The 2,407-nt window shown below is 44.2% G+C and carries 2 protein-coding genes; one reads left to right on the top strand and one right to left on the bottom strand.

The window, feature by feature from the left end; genetic code table 11:
- Nucleotides 1-1,301: NFACT family protein (locus Q0191_RS03505; RefSeq protein ID WP_297663891.1), on the bottom strand; the 1,301-nt coding region annotated here is incomplete at its 3' end.
- A gap of 528 nt (nucleotides 1,302-1,829) precedes the next feature.
- Here Q0191_RS03505 and Q0191_RS03500 point away from each other — a divergent pair.
- Nucleotides 1,830-2,407 (top strand): ABC transporter substrate-binding protein (locus Q0191_RS03500; RefSeq protein ID WP_297663888.1); only part of this gene is annotated, 578 nt, incomplete at its 3' end.

Genomic DNA, 2,407 nt, shown 5'->3' with positions numbered 1-2,407 from the left:
GTTGCCAAATATTTCTCCGGTTTCTGCCTTTTCTGGATTTTCTCTCTTTGGCGTCGGCGGATAAAGCCAGTCTGGATTAGTTCCTCCCGAATTTCTGCAATCTCAGTCAGGCTGGCCTGAGCAAGGGCAGTTTCCACGCTCTCTAGGTAGAGAATCGTATTCCTTGTCTCCTCAATTAAGCTGGTCAGGTGTTTGACGGCTTCCTTGAGCTTCTGGTAACGTTTGAAATAGCGCTGGGCATTTTGATTGGGGGTCAAAGCCTTGTCAAGTGCGATGATAATCTTCTCACCCGTGTAGTAATTGTCCAGCTCTACCCGATCCTGATCATTGGGCACCTGATGGAGAAAGGTGGTCAAGAGTTCCCCTTTTTGGCGGAATTCTTCTGCATTCTCCGTTGCTAGGAGCTCTTCCTCTTGCTTGCCCAGCTTTTTCCGGTTCTTTTCCAACTCACTTTCTACTCGGCGAATCAGTTCGCTGGCCTGCTGGTTGACCCGATCGCGCTCAGCCTTGTCCTTATAGAAAGTATCTAAAAGCTCGGATAACGTGGACATTTGGGTCTTACTGTCGGAAAATAGCAGAGCAGAGAAGGATTTTTCGGTCAGGCTTGGCTGAGTCGGACCGGCAAAGAAGGCTCGGAAAGTTTTGAGCTTGTCAGCGGTCAGACAACCACTGAGTTCAGTAGCTGTATCCCGACCCAATCCCTGAAACATTTGTTGCAAGCGTTTGGGCTCTAAGTCTTCAGTATGCAGGATTTGGAAGAGCTTTTCATCACCCACAGTGAAAGGATTGAGACTGCCAGTCTGAGGCGGAGCGATATAAGTTGAGCCCGGCAGGATGGTTCGATAGCTATTCTGAGAAAATCCGACATGTTTGATGGCTTCAATAATCTTCCCACTAGCCTTATCCAAGAGTATGATATTGCTGTGCTTGCCCATGATTTCGATGACCAGAGTCACAGCCACGCTATCGCCGATTTCGTTCTTATTGGAGACGCTGATTTCCAAAATTCGGTCATTCTCAACTTGCTGAATCGCTTCAATGACGGCGCCTTGTAGGTATTTGCGCATGACCATGATAAAGGTATTGGGAACAGCAGGATTTTCAAACGTGGTCTTAGTCAGCTGGACGCGTCCAAAGACCGAGTGGGCTGACAGGAGCAATTTGTGACTTTTTCGATTGCTGCGAATCTGCAAGACCAGCTCCTGTTCAAAAGGTTGATTAATCTTTTGGATGCGGCCGCCCAGCAATTCGCGGCGGAGCTCCTCTGTCATGTGGTGTAAAAAAAATCCGTCGAAAGACATGTTTTTCTCCTTGGAAGTTGCTACAGAAGATTATAACAAAAAACCAAGCCAAAAGCTTCTAAAGTCTCATCAAAAAGAAATTTATTTTTTGTCAATGATTATCGATATAAACAAAAACCGAACATTTTATAAAAATTTTCAAAAAGGTCTTGACATCCTTTCAGGAAAAATTTACAATATAGGAAATTAGAAAAGTAGTAGATGCATTTGTTTTTAGCGAGCTTGTGGTTGGTGGAAATGAGCAGCAAATCTTTACGAAATTGGGCTAATTGATAAAATGAATTTGAAACAATAAGAATTCGGTAGGCACACCTTACAGTGCAGCTTGTTTGATGACAAGACAGAGATATGGGGAATATTAGCTATTTTCCATTATTGAGGTGGCACCGCGATTTACGCCCTCACACAGAATACCTGTGTGAGGTTTTTTGTTGCTTATTATAAGAATAAGGAGAAATGTCCATGTTTAAACGATGGCGTCCCTAGGGATTGAATAGAAAAAATGAAATAAAGAAATGGAGAAAAAATATGAAAAATAAACGTTTAATGACTATTTTGGGCCTCTTGGCTATTTTGGTAATTGGTGGGATGGCTTATTCCAGCTTGAGTGGAAAGAGCAACGGATCTAAGACTGGCGACGATAGTAAGACAGTCAAGGTTGGTGTCTTGCAGTATGTTAGCCACCCTTCCCTTGATTTGATTTACAAGGGGATTCAGGACGGTCTAGCTGAGGAAGGCTACAAGGGTGACAAGATCAAGATTGACTTTATGAATGCTGAGGGCGATCAGAGTAAGGTCTCTACTATGAGCAAGCAGCTGGTGTCCAATGACAATGATGTGCTGATTGGGATTGCGACTCCGTCTGCGCAAGGCTTGGCTGCGGCTACTAAGGACAAGCCTATTGTCATGGGAGCTATCACAGATCCAGTCGGAGCAAACCTAGTGAAAAATCTGGAAAAGCCAGGTGGTAATATCACAGGTGTTTCTGACCACAATCCAGCCAAGCAACAGCTAGAGCTGATTAAAAAATTGACGCCAAATGTGAAAACAATCGGTGCCCTCTATTCTAGCAGTGAAGACAACTCCAAAGCTCAGGTAGAAGAGTT

Source organism: uncultured Streptococcus sp., from assembly GCF_938036805.1.
Taxonomy (GTDB): Bacteria; Bacillota; Bacilli; order Lactobacillales; family Streptococcaceae; genus Streptococcus.
Note: the sequence above shows the minus strand (reverse complement) of the source record. Positions and strands in the feature narration are given on the sequence as shown.